The organism is Nanchangia anserum (genome assembly GCF_015240065.1).
In the GTDB taxonomy this organism is placed as follows: domain Bacteria; phylum Actinomycetota; class Actinomycetes; order Actinomycetales; family Actinomycetaceae; genus Nanchangia; species Nanchangia anserum.
In genome coordinates this window covers 1,177,407-1,193,677 of sequence record NZ_CP060506.1, presented here as the reverse complement: position 1 = coordinate 1,193,677, position 16,271 = coordinate 1,177,407, and the positions used below count along the sequence as shown (strand labels likewise).

Annotated in this window: 15 protein-coding genes and 3 pseudogenes; 17 read left to right on the top strand and 1 reads right to left on the bottom strand. The window is 69.5% G+C overall.

Going from position 1 to position 16,271, the window contains the following annotated elements; translation table 11 throughout:
* Positions 1-83 precede the first annotated feature (83 nt).
* The 7 genes and pseudogenes from H8R18_RS05570 to H8R18_RS05540 all read left to right on the top strand — a co-directional run bounded on the left by H8R18_RS05570 (position 84) and on the right by H8R18_RS05540 (position 9,173).
* A complete protein-coding gene (locus tag H8R18_RS05570; RefSeq protein ID WP_191071088.1) occupies positions 84-788 on the top strand; it encodes an HPr family phosphocarrier protein in 705 nt (234 codons plus the stop codon).
* Positions 789-801: 13 nt separating this feature from the next.
* Complete coding sequence (gene ndk, locus H8R18_RS05565; protein WP_191071087.1) at positions 802-1,251, top strand: nucleoside-diphosphate kinase; 450 nt, start codon at positions 802-804, stop codon at positions 1,249-1,251.
* Positions 1,252-1,272: 21 nt separating this feature from the next.
* Positions 1,273-4,787, top strand: a pseudogene (smc, locus tag H8R18_RS09975) (chromosome segregation protein SMC); the annotation flags it as partial.
* A gap of 63 nt (positions 4,788-4,850) precedes the next feature.
* Entirely contained in the window at positions 4,851-5,204 is a 354-nt protein-coding gene (locus H8R18_RS05555; RefSeq protein ID WP_191071085.1) for a hypothetical protein, read from the top strand.
* A gap of 54 nt (positions 5,205-5,258) precedes the next feature.
* On the top strand, positions 5,259-6,464 hold the full coding sequence (gene ftsY / locus H8R18_RS05550; protein WP_191071084.1) for a signal recognition particle-docking protein FtsY: 1,206 nt from the start codon (positions 5,259-5,261) through the stop codon (positions 6,462-6,464).
* A gap of 33 nt (positions 6,465-6,497) precedes the next feature.
* Positions 6,498-8,062: pseudogene (gene ffh, locus H8R18_RS05545) on the top strand (signal recognition particle protein).
* Position 8,063: 1 nt separating this feature from the next.
* Positions 8,064-9,173 carry an amidohydrolase family protein gene (locus tag H8R18_RS05540; protein WP_191071082.1) on the top strand — a complete coding sequence of 370 codons (1,110 nt, stop codon included), beginning with the start codon at positions 8,064-8,066 and terminating at the stop codon, positions 9,171-9,173.
* 19 nt (positions 9,174-9,192) lie between these two features.
* Here the strand turns inward: H8R18_RS05540 and H8R18_RS05535 are convergent, their stop codons facing one another.
* Complete coding sequence (locus H8R18_RS05535; protein WP_191071081.1) at positions 9,193-10,059, bottom strand: inositol monophosphatase family protein; 867 nt, start codon at positions 10,057-10,059, stop codon at positions 9,193-9,195.
* Between the two features lie 209 nt (positions 10,060-10,268).
* Here H8R18_RS05535 and rpsP point away from each other — a divergent pair, with 209 nt between their 5' ends.
* From rpsP to H8R18_RS05485, 10 genes and pseudogenes are all read left to right on the top strand, one after another.
* Complete coding sequence (rpsP, locus tag H8R18_RS05530; RefSeq protein ID WP_191071080.1) at positions 10,269-10,730, top strand: 30S ribosomal protein S16; 462 nt, start codon at positions 10,269-10,271, stop codon at positions 10,728-10,730.
* Positions 10,731-10,970 carry an RNA-binding protein gene (locus tag H8R18_RS05525; protein WP_191071079.1) on the top strand — a complete coding sequence of 80 codons (240 nt, stop codon included), beginning with the start codon at positions 10,731-10,733 and terminating at the stop codon, positions 10,968-10,970.
* Between the two features lie 82 nt (positions 10,971-11,052).
* Positions 11,053-11,718 (top strand): HAD family hydrolase, encoded by a 666-nt coding sequence (locus H8R18_RS05520; RefSeq protein ID WP_191071078.1) that lies wholly within the window; start codon positions 11,053-11,055, stop codon positions 11,716-11,718.
* The gene (rimM, locus tag H8R18_RS05515) at positions 11,715-12,224 is read left to right on the top strand and encodes a ribosome maturation factor RimM (RefSeq protein WP_191071077.1); all 510 of its coding nucleotides are present in this window, start codon (positions 11,715-11,717) and stop codon (positions 12,222-12,224) included. Before H8R18_RS05520 ends, rimM begins: the two co-directional genes overlap by 4 nt.
* Positions 12,224-13,648, top strand: a complete 1,425-nt coding sequence (gene trmD, locus H8R18_RS05510; protein WP_191071076.1) for a tRNA (guanosine(37)-N1)-methyltransferase TrmD — start codon at positions 12,224-12,226, stop codon at positions 13,646-13,648. Before rimM ends, trmD begins: the two co-directional genes overlap by 1 nt.
* Before the next feature lie 76 nt (positions 13,649-13,724).
* Positions 13,725-14,078 (top strand): 50S ribosomal protein L19, encoded by a 354-nt coding sequence (rplS, locus tag H8R18_RS05505; protein WP_191071075.1) that lies wholly within the window; start codon positions 13,725-13,727, stop codon positions 14,076-14,078.
* Positions 14,079-14,150: 72 nt separating this feature from the next.
* Positions 14,151-14,897 (top strand): signal peptidase I, encoded by a 747-nt coding sequence (gene lepB / locus H8R18_RS05500; protein WP_191071074.1) that lies wholly within the window; start codon positions 14,151-14,153, stop codon positions 14,895-14,897.
* Complete coding sequence (locus tag H8R18_RS05495) at positions 14,894-15,580, top strand: ribonuclease HII (protein ID WP_191071073.1); 687 nt, start codon at positions 14,894-14,896, stop codon at positions 15,578-15,580. Before lepB ends, H8R18_RS05495 begins: the two co-directional genes overlap by 4 nt.
* A 3-nt stretch (positions 15,581-15,583) precedes the next feature.
* The gene (locus H8R18_RS05490; protein ID WP_191071072.1) at positions 15,584-15,883 is read left to right on the top strand and encodes a DUF2469 domain-containing protein; all 300 of its coding nucleotides are present in this window, start codon (positions 15,584-15,586) and stop codon (positions 15,881-15,883) included.
* A gap of 97 nt (positions 15,884-15,980) precedes the next feature.
* Positions 15,981-16,208 (top strand): annotated as a pseudogene (locus tag H8R18_RS05485) (YraN family protein); the annotation flags it as partial.
* Positions 16,209-16,271 lie beyond the last annotated feature (63 nt).

The following is a 16,271-nucleotide window of genomic DNA, read 5'->3' as shown; positions in this document are numbered from 1 at the left end:
CGGCGGGGCGCACCGGGAGGCGGCCACGCGAGCGCGCGCGTGGGATACGCTGAGGGGCGTCGCTAACAGAAAGGCAGGCACGCGTGCCCACCCAATCCGTCGGATTCGTCATCGCCTCGGTGTCCGAGACGCTCGCGCGCGGCGTGTGCGAGGTCGTCTCGCCGATGGCCCCCGATGTCGTCGTGCGCCCGTGCAGCTGCCACGACGAGGGACTCGCGCGCGCCATCGAGCTGCTCGCCGACGCCTGTTCCGCGGTCGCCTCCGAGATCGGGACGGGTGCCCACATCGTCATCCTCGCCGACTTCGGGCCGACCAAGCTCGCCGCCCACCAACTCATCACGCAGTGGGGAGACGGCAACGTCACCCTCGGCCGCGGCCCCCTGGTGGAGGGTGCGCGCGCCGGCGCGATCGCGGCTGCCCAGGGCGGCGATGCCGCCACCGTCGTGCACGCGATCGCGGCCGCCGCCGAGTCGGTGAGCGCGACGGACGTCCCTACGCCGGGAACCTCAGCGCCCGAGGACGACCCCTACGCCCCGCGCATCGTCACCGTCGTCGACGCGGAGGGCCTGAAAGCCCGTCCCGCCGCCATGCTCGCCCGCCTCGCCTCCGACTTCGACGCAACGATCAGCGTCAATGGTGCCGACGCTACGAGTGTGCTCGCCCTCATGGGGCTCAAGGTCGGCTGCGGCGACGAAATCCGCATCGACGCCGACGGTCCCGAAGCGCGCATGGCATTGGAGGCCCTCGCGGATGCTGTTGGTGCCGGCCTGACACGCACGAATAACTAACCTAAGGAGAACCATGACGCGCTCCGCGCTCGACCCGAACACCGAGCACACGCTCATCCTCATCAAGCCCGATGCCTACCGCCGCGGCCTCGTGGGCGAAATCCTCGCCCGTTGCGAGCGCAAGGGGTACGTCATCAGCGCGCTCAGCGTCGTCGAGGCCACGCCTGACCAGCTCGAGGCACACTACGCCGAACACGTCGCGAAGCACTTCTACGCCGACCTCGCTCGCTACATGATGTCGTCGCCGCTCGTCGCCGCCGTCATCACGGGGGAGCAGGTCGTCGCCGGGGTGCGCTGCCTGACCGGGGGCACGCAGCCCACTCAGGCCGATCCCGGGACGATTCGCGGCGATTACGGGCGCGACTGGGGATCGGGAACGGTCGAAAACGTCATCCACGCCTCGGATTCGCCGGCCTCGGCCGAGCGCGAGATCGCCATCTGGTTCCCCGAGCTGGTCCGCTAGGCACGGCGCGGGGACACACGTATGCATCTGAAGTCGCTGTCGCTGCGCGGCTTCAAGTCGTTCGCTACGCCGACGACGCTCGCCCTGGAACCGGGGATCATCTGCGTCGTCGGCCCCAACGGCTCGGGCAAGTCCAACATCGTCGATGCGCTGGCCTGGGTCATGGGCGAGCAGGGGGCCAAGACCCTGCGCGGGGCGAACATGGCCGACGTCATTTTTGCCGGAACGCCCGGGCGGCCCGCGCTCGGGCGCGCCGAGGTGCGCCTGTCGATCGACAACTCGTCTGGGGACCTGCCGATCGACTACACCGAAGTGACGATCTCGCGCACGCTGTTTCGACAGGGCGGATCCGAATACGCCATCAATGGCACGCCCGTGCGCCTGCTCGACGTTCAGGAGCTGCTCTCGGACACGGGCATGGGGCGCTCGATGCACGTCATCGTCGGTCAGGGGCAGCTCGATCAGGTGCTGCGCGCGGACGCGCTGGAACGGCGCGCCTTCATCGAGGAGGCGGCCGGCGTCCTCAAGCACCGCCGACGCAAGGAACGGGCACTGCGCAAGCTCGAGACGTTGGCCGAGAAGCTCGAGCGCCTCGAGGACGTCACGCGCGAGATCGGACGTCAGCTGGGCCCCCTGGCCCGCCAGGCCAAGATCGCCTCGAAGGCCCAAATCATCCAGGCGCGCGAACGCGACCTGCGGGCGCGACTCCTCGCCGACGACGTCGTCACCCAGCGCGCGGGATTGGACACCCGGCAGGAATCGGCCGACGCCATCAACGCCGAGCGCGCACAGCTGGGCGAGACCATCGCACGCGACGAGCAGGCGCTGCGTGCGCTCGAGGCCGACCACGGCGATGACGAGGCCCAGCGAGTCGCCGGCGAGCAGTGGCGTGCTCTCACGAGCCTGGCCGAATCGCTGACGTCGCTGGCGACGATCGCCGGCGAGAGGGCGCGCCAGCTGAGCGTCGAGGTGCCGCCACCCGGTGGGGCGAGCCTCGACGAGCGCGACGAGGCGATCGCGCGCTTGCGCGCCGATGTCGCCGAGATCCGTGAGCAGGCCGAGGCGGCCCGCGAGCACGTGAGAAATGCCGAGACCGCCGCTCGCGACGCCGGCGCGGCCGAACATGCCGCCGACGCTCGGTTGGCCGAGGCGCGCCAGGCGGCCCAGGCAGCTCAGTCGCGTCGGCAGGCCTTGGCAGGCGCGGCCACGAGCGCGGCCTCGCGTGCCGAGGCGGCGGCAGAGACCGTCGAGAATGCCGCGCGCGCCTCCCTGGCGCGCACGCGAGCCGCGGATGCCGGTGCCCAGCTGGGTGAGGACGACTCGGTGGCAGACACCGAGGCCTGGACGGAACAGGCCGCCTACGACGAGGCGGCGGCAGCGGCGCAGCGGGCCGCACAGCGCCGCGACGACGCCCGCGCACGCCTTGCCGAAGCCACGCAGTCCGAGGCCACGTGGGCCTCGCGGCGCGATGCACTCGCCCTGTTGCTGCGCCCGGCGGAGGCAACGGGTGCCCTGCTCGGAGCCGGCCTCGACGGGCTGCGCGGGGTGTTGGCTCCGACGCTTACCGTCGCGCCCGGATGGGAGGATGCGCTGGGGCACGCGCTGGGCGACCTCGTCTCGGCGGTGATCGCCGAGGACGATGCCGCGGGCGAGGAGGCGCTCGAGCACGCGCGACGTCACGATCTTGGCCGCGTGTGCCTCGTCTACGCCGACTCCGCCACCGAGCCCCCCCGCGAGGCGACCTCGGTGGCGCGGGGGAGTGGGCGCGCGATCTCGTCACCTCCGCTGAACCCGGGGTGACGCGGGCGCTCGCACACATCCTCGACGGCATCGCGTTGGCCCACACGCTTAGCGAGGCGCGGATTGTCGCCGAGTGCGAGGGCGTGCGCGCGGTGTGGACCGACCGCGGCGAGTGGCTGCGCCCGGGGGCCGCAGGCGGCGGTAGCGCCGAGGCAACGACGCGTCTAGCTATCCAGGCCGAATGCGACGAAGCGACCGAGCGCGCGGAGCAAGCCGGTGCGGCCCGCGAAGCGGCGCAGGCGAGTCTCGACGACGCCGAGCGGGCCTGCGGTCGGGCCGAGGCCGAGGCCCAGGCGGCGCTCGAGCGTCTGCGCGAGGCCGACGCTGCGCGTGCCCTCCAGGCCCAGGCTCGGGCGCGGGCAAGCGCTCAGGCGGCGTCGGCCGCCGCCGAAGCCGAGCGGGCCGAGGCGGCGTGGCAGCGCGCTCGAGACGACGCCGAGGAACGTGCCCGCGCCGCGCGCGAGGCCCAGGAACGCCTCGACGACTTCGACGCGAGTACCGTCGATATCGACGTGGCCGAGCACGACGAGACAGCCCGGCGCGCCCGCGAGCAGGCCCGCACCGCGCGCGAGAGCCTCACCGAGGCGCGCCTGCGCCAGGGCGCGTGCGAGGAACGCCTGCGCCAGGGCGAAACCCGGCTGGCCCAGGCACTCGCCGACCGCGATCACTACGCGCGCCGCCAACGCCAGGTGGCGGCCGAGAACGAGCGGCGTGCCCGCCAGCATCGCCTTGCCGCGCACGTGTGCGACCAGGCGCGCCGCGCGGGAGAGCGGGCGCAGGCCGCGCGGGAAGAGGCCGGGGACCGCCAGCGCCTCGCCGAGGAGGCCCGCAGGGCATCGTCGGACAAGATCATCGAGGCGCGCCGCGCGCTCGACGCCGCTCGCGCACGCCTCACCGAGCTGACCGACGCCCTGCACCGCGACGAGGTCGCCGCCGCCCAGTTCTCGCTGCGACTGGACCAGCTGGCCGAGCAGGCGCGCGAGGATCTCGCGATCGACCTCGATACCCTCGTTGCCGACTTCGGTCCCCACACTCTGCTCGCCGACCCCGATGACCCCGACGCCCCCGGCATCGCCTTCGTGCGTGCCGACGTCGAGAAAAACCTCAAGCGCGCACAGCGTGACCTCAAGGCCCTGGGTAAGGTCAATCCGCTGGCGTTGGAACAGCACAAGGCGCTGGAGGAACGCTACCGGTTCATGACCGAGCAGCTCGGCGACGTCAAGGCCTCGCGCGCCGATCTGCTGCGGGTCATCGCCGAAGTCGACGATCAGGTCGAACAGGCCTTCGCCTCGGCATACGCCGACACCGCGCGGGCGTTCGGCGAGGTCTTCGACACCCTGTTCCCCGGCGGCGAGGGCCGCCTCGTCCTCACCGATCCCGACAACATGCTGGCGACCGGGGTCGACCTCGAGGTGCGCCCGGCCGGCAAGAAGGTCAAGCGGCTATCGCTGCTCTCGGGCGGGGAACGCTCGCTGGCAGCGCTGGCCTACCTGTTCGCCATCTTCAAGGCCCGCCCCAGCCCCTTCTACATCCTCGACGAGGTCGAGGCCGCGCTCGATGACGCCAACCTGTCGCGAATGCTCGGTGTCTTCGCCCAGTTGCGCGAGGTCTCCCAGCTCATCGTCATCACCCACCAGAAGCGGACGATGGAGGTCGCCAACGCGCTGTACGGGGTGACGATGAAGGACGGGGTGAGCACCGTCGTCTCCCAGCGCCTCGCGGCTACGAAACGGTAACAAAGCCGCCATCTCGCGTGGCGCAGCTGGCCGAGGCGGGCGCGGTCGTGGAAAGCTAGGACCGTGACTGAGTCCCTCATCGTTGTTGTCATCGCCCTGGTGGTGACGGTCGGGTGCGCGCTGGCCATCGTGGTCAGTTTCGTGCGCACGCGCCGACCCGATGAGGGCACGCGCGAATGGGTGCGCGAGGCCACGCAGGCGTGGAAGCGCGAGGAACTGAACCGCTCCGGCACAGACACCTCTGATCTCACGATCGACGACCTGCTCAACGCAACATCGCCTGGCGATGCCACCGACATCGAGGGGCTGAGCGACGCCCTCGGCGGCGACGAGTCCCAGCCTGTGCTGCCCTCCTACGCGCCCCAGCGGCCGCGCTCGCGACGTGGGGAACAGGCACGCGACGAGCGCGATTCCTAGCCGTTTACGGCCCGGACGTGACCACTGGGGCCGCAGTAGGCAACAATAGGGATCATGAACGACCTCATCACCACTCTGGGCAACTCTGACGTCGCCCTCACCCTGACGACTGTTGGCGTCACCGTCATCGGTGGCCTCGTTGCCCTGCTGGGCGGCCTGAGGGGCCGAGACGACGACGAGACGACGCCGCAGGCTCCGTCCACTCCCGCCGGTCCCGGCGTCGAGGCGGAACCGGGCGATGAGGGCGATGCCGCCGAGGTAGTGCGCGAACCGGAACCCGCACCCGTCGCCGAAGAGGTGGCACCCGAGCCGGCGCTCGATCGGCCCGAGCCGGTTCTCACCCGCATGCAGCGGCTGCGCTCGCGGCTGGCGACGTCGGGCGCGTTCGGACAGAGGCTCCTCAGCGTCTTCGGCCGCGGCGACTTGAGCGTCGAGGACTGGGAGGAGATCGAGGACACCCTCCTCATGGCCGACGTCGGCGTCGAGGCCACCGACGAAATCATGGAGGAGCTGCGCACGCAGGCGAAGGTGCTCGGCACCGGCAACGTCGAGGCGATCCGCGAGGTGCTGCGCGCGAAGCTGCTCGAACTGGTTAACCCCGATATGGACCGCACCCTCGCGCTTGAGGGTGCGGACGCCCCGGGCGTCGTCCTCGTCGTCGGCGTCAACGGTACGGGCAAGACGACGACCATCGGCAAGCTCGCGCGCATCCTCGTTGCCGAGGGTCGCAGCGTCCTCCTCGGCGCGGCCGACACGTTCCGCGCCGCGGCCGCCGAACAGCTGTCGACGTGGGGTGAGCGCGTCGGCGTCGATGTCGTGCGTTCCGATCGCGAGGGTGCCGACCCCGCCTCGGTCGCCTACGACGCCGTCGAGCAGGGAAGCGCGCGCGGCGTCGACGTCGTCGTCGTCGATACGGCCGGGCGCCTGCAAAACAAGCGCGATCTCATGGACGAGCTCGGCAAGGTCAAGCGCGTCATCGAGAAGAAGGCACCGGTCACCGAGACCCTGCTCGTCATGGACGCAACGACCGGCCAAAACGGCATGAGCCAGGCCCGCCTGTTCGCCGAGGTCGTCGATATCACCGGTATCGTGTTGACGAAGCTCGACGGGTCGGCCAAGGGCGGCATCGTCATTTCCGTCCAGCGCGAACTCGGCGTGCCCGTCAAGCTCGTCGGCCTCGGCGAGGGAGCCGACGACCTGGCGCCGTTCGACGCGGCCGGTTTCGTCGACGAACTGCTGTCGTCCCCGGCCTCGCGCTAGGCTCGTTTTTCTTACTGGTAGTGGAGGAACCCGTTGTTTAACACGCTGTCCGATCGCCTCTCCGCCTCGTTCAAGCGCCTGCGCGGCAAGGGCGTGCTCACCGAGCACGACGTCGACGAGACCGTCTCCGATATTCGCCGCGCTCTGCTCGATGCCGACGTCGCCCTGCCGGTCGTGCGCTCCTTCACCAAGCAGGTGCGCGAAAAGGCCTACGGCGCGGCGCGTTCGGAGGCCCTCAACCCCGGCCAGCAGGTCGTCAAGATCGTCAACGATGAGCTCATCGAGATTCTCGGTGGGGCCGAGCGCGAGCTCAACTTCGCGACCAAGGGCCCGACGGTCATGATGCTCGCGGGCCTGCAAGGTGCCGGTAAGACGACGCTGGCGGGCAAGCTCGGTCAGTGGCTGCGGACCGAACACGACAAGCGGGTCCTCCTTGTCGCGGCCGACCTTCAGCGCCCCAACGCCGTCACCCAGCTCCAGGTCGTCGGCGAGCGTGCGGGCGTGGATGTGTGGGCGCCCGAACCGGGCAACGGCATCGGCGATCCTGTCGAGGTCGCACGTACGGGACGCGATCACGCGATCACCAACGGCTACGGCGTCGTCATCGTCGATACGGCCGGCCGCCTCGGCGTGGATACCGAGATGATGGAGCAGGCTCGGGCCATCCGCGAGGCAATCGACCCCCACGAGGTCCTGTTTGTCCTCGATGCCATGGTCGGCCAGGACGCTGTCCAGACGTCGGTCGCCTTCCGCGACGGCGTCGGCTTCACCGGCGTCGTGTTGTCGAAGCTCGACGGCGACGCCCGCGGTGGCGCCGCGCTGTCGGTGCGCGGCGTGACGGGCGCGCCCGTTCTCTTCGCCTCCACGGGCGAGGGGCTGGGCGACTTCGAGCGCTTCCACCCCGACCGGATGGCGTCGCGGATCCTCGACATGGGCGACATCCTCACCCTCATCGAGACGGCCGAGAAGGCCTACACCGAGGACGAAGCCAAGGACCTACAGAGCAAGCTCGCCCAGGGCAAGTTCACCCTCGAGGACTTCCTCACCCAGCTCAATCAGATCCGCAAGATGGGGTCGATGAAGAAGCTGCTCGGCATGCTGCCGGGCGCGGGGCAGATGCGCGAGGCCCTCGACAACTTCGACGAATCCCAGATCACCCGCATCGAGGCCATCGTCCACTCGATGACGCCCGCCGAGCGCGCCGACCCCTCCATCCTCAACGGCTCGCGTCGCGCCCGCATCGCGCGAGGCTCGGGAACGACGGTGCAGGAGATCAACTCCCTCGTCAAGCGCTTCGAGGACGCCCGGCGCATGATGCAGTCGATGAGCCGCAACGGTGGCGCGCTGCCGAGTATGGGCGGGGGGGACTGCCCGGGTCGTCCAAGCACTCGGGGGCGCGCCAGGCCAAGCGCCAGGCCAAGAAGCGACGCAAGTTCGGCAATCCGGCCAAGCAGAAGCAGTGGGAGGCCGCGCAGGCGAAGAAGAAGCAGGCGGGCGCGTCGACTCCCGGTTCTGCGTTCGGCCTCGGCGAGTCCACGCCGGCGCCGACGATGGACGACCTGCCCGATGACGTGAAGAGGATGCTCGGGAGGATGTGACGTGGCGATCACCAGGCTGAGCGGAGCGATCCTGTGGCGCACCGAGTCCGGTGCGAAGCCACGCTGGATCCGCGAGGCCTGGATCGTCGGCTCACGCGTGAGCCTCATCCCGCCAGATGACCCACCGGATGACGTCGTCGAAGGCGTCGCCGTCCCGGGTCTCGTCGACGTCCACTGCCACCTGGGGTATGACTCGAGTGGCGTCACGTCGCGCGAGCGCACGATTCGCGACGCTGCGGCGGTCGCGCGCTCGGGCGTGCTGCTCGTGCGCGACGCGGGGATTCCCGAGCGTGCCAACGACTGCCTCATCGGCCGCGACGATGCCCCGGGGCTCATCCGCTGCGGCCGCCATCTCGCCCGTCCGAAGCGCTATATTCGCGGTCTGGGATTCGATCTCGCCGACGCGGACGACCTGGCGGCGGCCATGGCGGCCCAGGCGCGCGCGAGCGATGGGTGGGTGAAGATCGTCGGGGACTGGATCGACCGCGCTGGCGCAGATAAAGCCGACCTCGCGCCCCTGTGGAGCCTCGCCCAGCTGCGCGACGGAGTGCGCGCCGCTCACGATCACGGCGCGCGCGTGGCGGTCCACACGTTCTCCCACGCCGCGATTGACGACCTGCTCGAGGCCGGCGTCGACGACATCGAACACGGCAGCGGCCTCGATGCCACGCAGGCGCGCGCGTGCGCCGAGCGCGGCATTCCCGTGACGCCCACGCTGCTCCAGATCTCGCTGTTCGATCAGTTCGCCGCGGCGGCGGGCACGAAATATCCCATCTACCGCGACACCATGCGCGCCATGTGGAACGAGCGCGTCGACCATTTCCGCATGTTGCTCGACTGCGGCGTCCACCTGTTGCCGGGAACCGATTCCGGCGGTTACCAGGACCACGGCTCACTGCCGCGAGAGCTAGTGCTGTGGCGCGAGTGGGGTGCCGCCGATCGCGACATCCTCGCGTGGGCGACGTGGAGGGCGCGCGATTTCCTCGGTGCCGACGTGTTGAGCGAGGGAGCACCCGCCGACGTCGTCGTCTACCCGTCCTCTCCCGAGGACGACATCGCCGTTGTGGCCCACCCGGCGGCGGTGTGGCGGCGGGGACGTCGGCTCGTCTAACTCGTCTCGGGCACCTCGATCAGGCGGAGGCGGGCACAGGTCCCAACCAGGTGTCGCCCGCCTCGTCGAAGACCTCGCGCGCCGTCGCTGCATCCAACCCGGCCGCGGAGGCGACGAAGGCCGGGCTGAGGTGGGCGGGCCGCCCGGTCCCGCGGTCGTAGGTGTGGACGCGCCCGCCGCTGACGCGCACGAGGTGGAACCCCGCGGCGACGTCCCACGGCTGGACGAATGTCGCCGTGGCGACGCCGGCGAACCCGGCGGCAACGTGGGCGAGGTCGAGCGCACATGCCCCGGGGGAGCGCAGCGAGGCGTAGGCGTCGGCCAGCCGCGCGAGAGAATCCGCCAGGGCGTGGCGGCGGGTGGTATCGGGATCGCGGTGGGGGAAATACCCGGTGGCGAGAGCATCGATCTCGCGTGTGGGACCAGGTCGCCTCAGCGCACGCACGTGCCCGTGCGGGGTCGTGCGCCAGCCGGTGTGATCGTCGGCCCAGTAGCACTCGGTGGTAATCGGCTGGTGAACGCACGCGGCGACGACGCGGCCCGAGACCTCGGCGGCGATCGAGGTCGCCAGATAGGCGATGCCCGCGGCAAAATTAGCCGTCCCATCGATGGGATCGACGATCCAGCTCACCTCCTCGCAGCCGCTGCCGGCGAGCGAACGCGTCCCGCCTTCCTCGCCCAGGATGCGCGCACCCGGGGTGTGGCGGGCGAGATAGGCGCTGATGAGCGCCTCGGTCTCGCGGTCGTGGCGGGTCACAGGATCGTGAGCATCTGCCTTGGTCTCGACGTCGACGTCGGTGCGGAAGACCGAGGAAATGTAGCGGCCCGCCTCGATGGCGCACGCGTGGGCGATGTCGGCTAACACGGCGGGTGATGGCGTCGGCATGGCGCCATTGTCTCGCGAATGCGTGTGACTCGCCTCAAATCCGCGCAACTGGCACCGACGCGGGCGAATCTGGCACAATGGCCAACTGTACGCGGGCTGCCCGCCGCCCTCTCTGCGGTCAGTCCCGGTTCTGGGCACCCGATCAGGAGCCGTAACCCACCGGCTCGGAGGGGTACCCGCACCGATGAGAAACAGGAGAATCCACAAAAGTGGCAGTTCGCATTCGTTTGAAGCGCTTCGGCAAGATCCACTACCCCGTCTACCGTCTGGTGGTCGTTGACTCGCGCAAGAAGCGTGACGGTCGCGTTATCGAAGAGGTCGGGCAGTACAACCCGAACGAGCAGCCTTCGCTGATCAAGGTCCAGTCGGATCGGGTGCAGTACTGGCTGGGCGTCGGCGCCCAGCCCTCGGACGCGGTTCACCGCCTCCTCGTCCTCTCGGGCGACTGGGCGAAGTTCAAGGGCGCGAAGGATCAGGCCCCGCGGATCGCCTACAAGGATGCCGCCGCTGAGGCCGCCGCGAAGGAAGAGGCCGTCAAGGCCGCCGCCGCCGAGGCCGAGAAGCGCAAGGCCGCCGAGGCTGCGGCCAAGGAAGAGGCCGCGAAGGCCGCCGAGGCCGAAGCCGAAGCCGCTCCTGCCGACGACGAGGCTCCCGCGGCGGAGGAGGCCTAAATGCTCGCTGATGCCCTCGAACACCTCGTTGCCGGCATCGTCGACCACCCGGACGACGTCCGCGTCAACGAGCGGTCGCTGCGGCGCGGAAAGCTCCTCGAGGTTCACGTCAATCCGGCCGACCTCGGTCGCGTGATTGGCCGTTCCGGCAGGACGGCACGCGCCCTGCGCACGGTTATCGGGGCATTGTCGACACGCGGCCCCGTTCGCGTCGACGTCGTCGACACGGACCGCCGCTAACTAGACCGAACGGTTATTCAGGGCCGGATCTGCGTGAGTGCAGACCCGGCCCTGAATCGCGCCACGAGGAGGAGACCCGGTGATGATTCCCCCGACCGCCGCGCTGATCGACATGGACGGCACGCTCATCGACACGGAAACGGTGATCGTGCCGGTGCTCGAACAGGTCAGCGAGGAGATACTCGGAGAGCCGGTGACGCGCGAGCAGGCGCGCTCGTTCATTGGCCCGCCCCTGCACGAGACGATGGCGGACCTGGCGGGTCCCGGGCGTGACGACCTGGCCGCCGCACTCATGCGGCGCTACCGCGAGATCTACCAGGCCAAGCAGTTCGACATCGAGCTGTTCGACGGCGTCGCGGACATGCTGCGTGACCTCTCCGACGCCGGCGTCACCCTAGCCCTGGCGACGTCGAAGCCGGAAGATCGCGCGTTGACGCTTCTCGACCACTTAGGGCTGACCCCGCTGTTCACTCACGTGTGTGGCGCTCCGCCCGAGGACGGGCCGGGATCGGAGAAAGCGGCGGTCGTCGCCCGCGCCCTGCGCGCGTGCGGCCTGAGCTCGACTCCCGAGCGCGCCCTCATGCTCGGCGATCGCCGCTACGACGTTGAGGGGGCAGCGGCGTGCGGGGTCAACACCGTGCTCGCCCTGTGGGCTGGATTGGCCGACGCCGACGAACAGGCCCTAGCCTGGCGGCTGGCGAACACTCCGGCGCAGGCGCGTGCCATCATCTTGGGGGAGGACGAATGACGTCGACACAGCAGCTGGTCCAGGTCGGAGTCGTCGGCCCCGCGCGGGGACTGCGCGGGGAGGTCCTCGTGCGTCCCACGACCGACGAACCCGAGGCGCGCTTCGCTCCCGGTGCCATCGTCTCCACCGAAGACGGCGAGACGATCGAGGTCGTCTCGTCGCGCGAGATCTCCGGGCGCCTGTGCGTCTTCTTCGCCGGCTGGGACACGCGGGAGGCCGCCGAGGCACGTCGCGGCTGCCGCCTCTACGCTCCCGCGCGCGACGATGATGACGACGAGTACTACGCGTTCGAGCTGGCGGGGATGACGGCGCTGAGTCCCGATGGGCGCGAGCTCGGGACGATCAGCGGGATCCAGCAGGGGGCCTATCAGGATCTGCTCAACGTCGCCACGCCGGCCGGACCCGTGTTCGTTCCCTTCGTGCACGACCTCGTGCCGACGATCGATCGCGAGGCCGGCCACGTCGTCATCGACGCCCCGGACGGGCTGTTCGGCGAGGAGGCGTGATGGTCGCGCGCTTCGACGTCGTCACGATTTTTCCCGAGTTCTTCTCGGTTCTCGACGTGTCCCTGCTCGGCAAGGCCGGGCAGGCCGGCACGTTGGAGTTCGGCATCCACGATCTGCGCGAGTGGGCGAGCGGTAGGCATCGCAGCGTCGACGACACCCCCTACGGTGGCGGCGCCGGCATGGTCATGCGCGCCGACGTGTGGGGGCGCGCCCTTGATGACGTGATCGCCGCGCAGCCCTCGCCGTGCGTGGTTGCCGTGCCCACCCCGGCGGGCGAGCCGCTCACCCAGCGACGAGTCGCCGAGCTGGCGCAGCGCGAGGGACGCATCGTCGTCGCGTGTGGTCGCTACGAGGGCATCGATCGGCGCGTCATCGACCACTACGCTCAGCGCGATGACGTCGACGTGTGGGAGTTTTCGCTCGGCGACTACGTCCTCAACGGCGGCGAGGTCGCCGCGCTGGCCCTCATCGAAGCCGTCGGCCGCCTCGTCACCGGGGTCGTCGGCAACCCCGCCTCGCTCGTCGAGGAGTCCCATTCGGGCGCGGGGCTGCTGGAGTATCCCGCCTATACGCGCCCACCGAGCTGGCGCGGCCTCGACGTGCCCGGCGTTTTGCGCGAGGGCAACCACGCGAAGGTGGATCGGTGGCGGCGCGACGCGGCCCTGGCGATCTCGGCTGCGCGCCGGCCCGACGTCCTGTCCCGGCTTCTTGCCGACCTCGACCGCGACGACCGCGCCGCGCTGGCTCGCGCCGGTGTCGTCGTCGACGGCGACGAGCTGAGCCGGCTCGTCGTTCGCCCGGCGCATCCCGATGAGGCCGAGGCCGTGTCGGAATTGGCAATTCGCCTCTTCCCGGACGCGTGCCCGCCCGAGATCACGCCCGATCAGATTGCCCGCCACGTGGCCCACGAGCTCAGCCCCGCCGTCTTGCGCGCAGCCATCGACTCCGAGGTTGTCACCCTCGCCGAGGTGGAGGGCCGCCTCATCGGTTACGCCTACCTGGCCGCGCCGCCGGCTCCCTACGTCGGCGATTCGGTCACGCTCGATCACGGGAGTCCCACGACGGTTGCCTACCTGTCGAAGCTCTACGTCGATCCCACCTCGCGCGGTGGGGGCGTGGCCGTGGCCCTCCTCGAGGCGGCGCTGCGGGAGGGATGCCAGCGGTGGGGACTCACCCACGTGCTGCTGGGCACCAACACGGGCAATCGGCGCGCCCGCACGTTCTACCGGCGCACCGGTTTTCGCAAGAAGGCGACGCGCACCTACGACGTCGGCGGCGTCCTCAATCGCGATGTCGTCCTCGTGCGCGATCTCACAGCGCACCCGGTCCAGCCGGATCTGACGGGCTGGGGCGCGGCGTGGAATAATGACTCGGGCACTTCGTCGCCGCGTGACCTGCCACAGGGGGAGCGCACAGGCGAGTAGTGCCAGACAGCATGCCGGACTGAGGACCGGCCGATCGTTGGACGTGACCTGTGGCGCGGCCAACAGGGAGAACAAGATGAACACGATCGACACGATCAATGCCGCATCGCTGCGCGAGGACATCCCGCAGTTCCGCCCCGGTGACACCGTCAAGGTTCACGTGAAGGTTGTCGAAGGCAGCCGCTCGCGTATCCAGGTGTTCCAGGGTGTCGTCATCGCCCGCAAGGGCGGCAGTGGCGTCAATGCGGCGTTTACCGTTCGCAAGGTGTCGTTTGGTGTCGGTGTCGAGCGGACGTTCCCGCTGCACGCGCCGACGATCGACCACATTGAGGTCATCACCCGCGGTGATGTGCGCCGCGCCAAGCTCTACTACCTCCGCGACCGCCACGGCAAGGCCGCGAAGATCAAGGAGAAGCGCGACACCAAGTGATCCGTTTGCACTCAGGGGCCCGTCTCATGGCGGGCCCCTGTGCCTATCACGATCACGAGGGGAGTGGAGATCATGCGCAGCACAGGTGAACACGAGGGGGCCACGAAGCGCCGCGGCAGAGGTCGGCGCGAGCGCGGACCGGCGCGCGCGGGCGTTGTGACGACGCTGCGTGACATCGTCATGACCATCGTCGTCGCCATCATCATCTCCGCGCTGCTCAAGACGTTTCTCATTCAGAGCTTCGTCATCCCCTCCGAATCGATGCGCGACACCCTCGAGGTCCGCGACCGCATCCTCGTCTCCAAGCTCGTCCCGGCGCACTCCGCGCTCAACCGCGGTGACATCATCGTGTTTGAGGACCACGAGAATTGGCTGCCCGCCGAGCTGCGTCCCCAACCGACCTCGTCGCCCGTGCTACGTTTCCTCACCCTCGTCGGGCTGCGCCCCGACGACTCCTCCGGCTACCTCGCCAAGCGAGTCATCGGTCTGCCCGGCGACACCGTCGAATGCTGTGATTCGGCCGGCCGCGTAAGCGTCAACGGTCAGCCGATCGATGAGACCTACCTGCGCAGCGGAGTCGCCCCGTCCGAGACGACGTTTGCCGTCACCGTGCCCGAGGGCAAGCTGTGGGTCATGGGCGACAATCGGCCCTTCTCGCTGGACTCGCGAGCCCACCGCGACGAAGAGGGGCGTGGATTCATCGCGATCGACGACGTCGTGGGCCGCGCCTTCGTCATCGTGTGGCCGCTGGAGCGGTGGACCCGCCTGTCCCACACCGATGTCTTCGACCGCGTTCCCGACCCCGCGAGCCAGCAATGAGGGAGCCCACGCGCGATCTTGAGACATCGTTGCTGGCCACCTATCCGCTCATTGGCGGGATGGACGAGGTCGGTCGCGGCGCGCTCGCTGGTCCCGTCTGCGTCGGCGTCGCCGTCGTCGGTCCCGATCAGGGGGACGCTCCTGAGGGCCTGCGCGACTCCAAGCTGCTCACGCCGCGCCGACGCGAGCAACTGGCCCCGCATTGCGAGCGCTGGGTGAAGGACTGGGCCGTGGGCGAGGCCACGCCCGACGAGATCGATCGGTGGGGCATCATCGCCGCGCTGCGACTCGCCGGACGACGCGCGCTCACGCAGGTCAGTCTGCGCGGCAATGCCCCGGGAATCGTCATCGTCGACGGCAGCCACAACTGGTTGCGAGGCGGCGAGGCCGACCTGTTGGCTCCGCCCGATCATCCCGATAACGACGCCGATATCGTCGCACCGCCCCCGTCGATGGCACAGGTCAAGGCCGACCGCGACGTCTGCGTTGTTGCAGCCGCCTCGGTCATTGCTAAGGTGAGGCGGGATGCCGCGATGGTGGCCCTCGCCGATCCCGGCTACGACTGGGCACGTAACAAGGGGTATGCCTCGCCGGCCCATGTCGCCGGACTCACCGCGTTGGGTCCATCGCCTATGCATCGCCGATCGTGGCGCCTTCCCGGCGTCGACCAGTCAAAGGAGTGAGCCGTGAGCGAGGAACTCGATCGTTACGAGAACGACCTCGAGCTCGCGTTGTTTCGCGAGTACCGCGACGTCGTCACCCTGTTTCGCTACGTCATCGAGACGGATCGGCGCTTCTACCTGGCTAACCAGGTCGACGTTCAGGTGCATCACAACGGTGGCGATGTCTTTTTCGAGGTCAATCTCGTTGACGCGTGGGTGTGGGACATCTACCGGCCCTCGCGTTTCGTCCAGCGCGTTCGGGTCATCTCGTTTAAGGACATCAACGTCGAGGAGCTGCCCTCGACGGAATTGCCGATCACCTAAGTCGTCTCGTGTCCCCATTGCCCCATAGCGGGTGAGGGCACCGCGGTGGCGGTGCAGCTGTGGCAATTGGCGCCGGTGTGCGCGACATAGTGGCGCCATGATCATCGACGTCTCACATGACCTCTCCTCGCTCAGCACCGCCGAACTCGGAAAGCTGGGGGAGGACCTCGCTGCGCGCTATCTGCGCCGTGCCGGCTACGCCATCTTGTGCCGCAATTGGCGGGTGCGTTACGGCGAAATTGACATCGTTGCCGCCGTGGAGGGCGTCATCGTTGTCGTAGAGGTCAAGACGCGGCGCAGCACCTACGCCGGGGTGCCCGCGGCAGCAGTGACCGCCGCGAAGGCTCGGCGATTGCGTCAACTTGCGGGAGCCTGGATGGGGCAGAAT